This window comes from Tenebrionibacter intestinalis, from assembly GCF_016632365.1.
GTDB classification, from domain to species: Bacteria; Pseudomonadota; Gammaproteobacteria; order Enterobacterales; family Enterobacteriaceae; genus Tenebrionibacter; species Tenebrionibacter intestinalis.
In genome coordinates this window covers 1-2,950 of sequence record NZ_JAEPBH010000091.1, presented here as the reverse complement: position 1 = coordinate 2,950, position 2,950 = coordinate 1, and the positions used below count along the sequence as shown (strand labels likewise).

The 2,950-nt window shown below is 53.3% G+C and carries 5 protein-coding genes; 2 read left to right on the top strand and 3 right to left on the bottom strand.

The features are described 5' to 3' along the window. A partial coding sequence (locus JJB97_RS17585) for a CHC2 zinc finger domain-containing protein (RefSeq protein ID WP_238715376.1) occupies window positions 1-851 on the bottom strand: 851 nt, incomplete at its 3' end. Between the two features lie 101 nt (window positions 852-952). On the opposite strand from JJB97_RS17585, the gene JJB97_RS17580 reads away from it, so the two are divergent. Together JJB97_RS17580 and JJB97_RS17575 are read left to right on the top strand one after the other, a co-directional pair. After that, on the top strand, window positions 953-1,324 hold the full coding sequence (locus JJB97_RS17580) for a helix-turn-helix domain-containing protein (RefSeq protein ID WP_238715375.1): 372 nt from the start codon (window positions 953-955) through the stop codon (window positions 1,322-1,324). 84 nt (window positions 1,325-1,408) lie between these two features. After that, window positions 1,409-1,648: a SymE family type I addiction module toxin gene (locus JJB97_RS17575; protein ID WP_238715374.1), complete on the top strand. Its 240-nt coding sequence runs from the start codon at window positions 1,409-1,411 to the stop codon at window positions 1,646-1,648. Window positions 1,649-1,696: 48 nt separating this feature from the next. Here the strand turns inward: JJB97_RS17575 and JJB97_RS17570 are convergent, their stop codons facing one another. Together JJB97_RS17570 and JJB97_RS17565 are read right to left on the bottom strand one after the other, a co-directional pair. Next, window positions 1,697-2,020 carry a hypothetical protein gene (locus tag JJB97_RS17570; protein ID WP_238715373.1) on the bottom strand — a complete coding sequence of 108 codons (324 nt, stop codon included), beginning with the start codon at window positions 2,018-2,020 and terminating at the stop codon, window positions 1,697-1,699. Beyond that, window positions 2,017-2,950, bottom strand: a 934-nt coding sequence (locus JJB97_RS17565; protein WP_238715372.1) for a VENN motif pre-toxin domain-containing protein, incomplete at its 5' end; no start/stop codon positions are given. The genes JJB97_RS17565 and JJB97_RS17570, both read right to left, overlap by 4 nt.

Genomic DNA, 2,950 nt, shown 5'->3' with positions numbered 1-2,950 from the left:
CAGAAGGTCATGGCGTCGATAAGCGCCTCACACAGGATCGCCTCGTCTGAGGTCGCAAGCGCCTGCTCATTCCAGACGCCGACGAGCGGCGAGGGCAGATACAGGTGTTTCGGGCTGGTGAGTTTGATTTTGTGATCTGCCATTGTGCGCCGCCCGTACAACTGCAACACCCGGCCCCGCGCGGCCACGTCATGGCTTTCAGACCAGCCGACCACCGGCACCACCAGGCAGCCCCGGAAGTGATCCTGGCGGCTGGATTCACGCACCACGCCGAGCGTGGTTAAGCGGCTGCGCAGGGCTTTACCGGCGTTTGAGTGCGGCGACGGCAGCACCCCGGCCACGCCGTGCGTGCCGGCCAGGCCCAGCCGGAAGTGCGTGATGAGTTCAGGATGATGCAGCCCGCGCAGCGCCAGCCATTCCTGGCCTTCCATGCTCTCCAGCAGGTTCTGGTGATAGTAGTCCACCACCTGATGTAGCAGCGCCTGGCCGTCATCGTCCAGATCGGTCAGGTTCTGGCGCGGAGATTCAACAGCGGCGGCTAAAGAAGGGGGTTGCGGGGCAACGGGCGATCCGGCCAGCTCGCGAAGGCGGATGAGGGTTTGTGGGTACGTGAGCCGTTCGGTTTTTTGCACCCAGTCCAGCACCGAGCCGGCGGCGCCGCAGCCGAAGCAGTGGAACAGGTTTTTGGCGGGCGTGATAACGCAGGAGGGCGTTTTTTCAACGTGGAACGGGCAGCACAGCACCACATCCTTGCCCCGCTTTGCCAGCCGGTGGCCCTGCGACTGCGCCACTGCAACCAGTGACACATCGCGCTTAAGCTGCTCAAGCTCTGCCGGGGTTATCCTTGCCATAACGCCGCTCCTGTCAAAAACCTGTCAATATTCATTTGTGGTTTGTTTATACATGCATATATGGTATCTTTCAACCATCAGTTACGATACAGGGGGTTAATATGCGGGCACTGTTTCCCTGGCGAGTAATTACAATGGATTTTGGTAAGCGGCTGGCCGCCCTGCGTAAAGACCGTAAGCTGACTCAGGCAGCACTTGCCGAGAAGGTGGGCTGTCACGTTACGATGATACGCCGCTATGAGTCTGATGAAGTCCAACCCACGCTGGAGATTATCCGCAAGCTATCCCGCGCACTCTCCGTGAGTGCAGATACGCTTGTTTTTGATGAGGCTGAACGTAACCCCGATGAAGAGCTGCGTTTACAGTTTGAGGCGGTGAGTCAGTTCTCACCTGAAGAGAAGGAAGTTGCCAGAGTGCTGCTTGAGTCGCTGATCCTCAAGCATGATTCGACCCGCTTTGCACGTAACCGGTAGATTGAAGATCATTACTTAGCGCGGTGAGAACGGGCGGCAACCCGTTAACACCGCTGACCACAACTAACTGAGTAGGAGTTAATCATGGCTGCGCAAAATATTACGCCAGAAGGCCGCATTTCCAAAGTCTTACGACTGCTGAAGGTGGGTTATACCAGCATACGCCACGCCGATCGCAACGATATAACCACGTATTACAGCCGTTGTCCCAGCATTAACCTTAAGGGCAACTGGCTGGAAGAGGCGGGCTTTGAGACCGGCAAACAGATTAAGGTGACGGTAGAGCCGGGACGGCTGGTTATCTGTATCGGTGAAGGTAACTGACTGGTGTATAAAGTAAAATCCCGGCTCGGTGGCCGGGATTATTGATGGTTAACAGAAGTCTGGATCTATCTGACCTTCCGCTTTCAGGATCTCAAGGAAGCGGTTATAAGCAGTTTCATCATGCTCAATAATGCCATCAAGCAAGCGCTCTTTTATTAAAGCCCAATGATGAACAGATCTCGCATTATTATAAAAATAAATGGTATGAAATTTTATTTCCGGATCAATAACTTCAACCTCACTAGCTTTATACGCTTTTAAGCCACCATGGTTTTTTGGTAAACCATAGAAATATGTATCATTATCAAACCAATAAATACTGAAAACATCGACTATTCTGCCTAAAGGGTCGTTATAATCTTTTATTTTCACTTCGATACCCCATCTGTCAGTGAAGGGCCAGGCTGTAATGGATTCCGTTGTGGTGTAACAACCTTCATATCATAAGCTTTACCAGTATTAATATTATATTGGTAATGTACCGATATTGATGAACCATCAGGTAAATAATGCGTTGCCTCCATTTTTTGAAAACCAGCGGAAGCAGGGAAACGTGGATCGTTATTCATTCCTTGCAACTTTCCACCTTGCGATGGATTAGATTCAATCTGTTTCCAGAAGGTTTGTTCATTTAGATCCCTTGGAACTGCCGATTGTATACCCGGTTTCGCCGTCGATATTTTTTCTGCGGCGCTTATCAACAATTTATTGTCGATAACATTAGCAGCCTTTCCGGCTAACGCCAGTGCACGCTCTGCGGGTAACGATGTCAGCAGAGCCAGCGCATAATCCTTCGCTTCCTCTGCCGTCAGCAATGCCATAACGGTATCAGAGCCGGGATTGTTACTCAGAATAGCCTTAACGATATCTGCGCTTTCTGGCAGATCGCCTTTCACCATCTGCGCCAGGCCTGCCTGAACCTGCTCAGGTGGCAGATTGTTATCCTGTGCATACTTCACATAGGAAGCTACTGACTGGCCGTAATCCACCATCCCCTTACCGAAGTCATTCGGACTCAGCGCATTATTCTCAACCGCGTTTTTCCCTGCCTGCGCCCCGGCCACTGCATCCGCTGTGCTGTCACCGGCAATTCCACCGACCAGCCCGGCCGCCAGCGTACCCAGCGCGCTGATGGTCTGCTTCTGCTCTTCCGTCAGCTTATCCTTCGGCACGCCCGGATACATCTGTTGCGCGATGTACTCGCCCAGCGCCGCACCGCCTGCTCCGGCCAGCGCTGAGTTGCCCTGCGCCGCAGCCACCACTGCGCCCAGTACCGCGTGCGCCATCAGGTTCGCCTGGGTG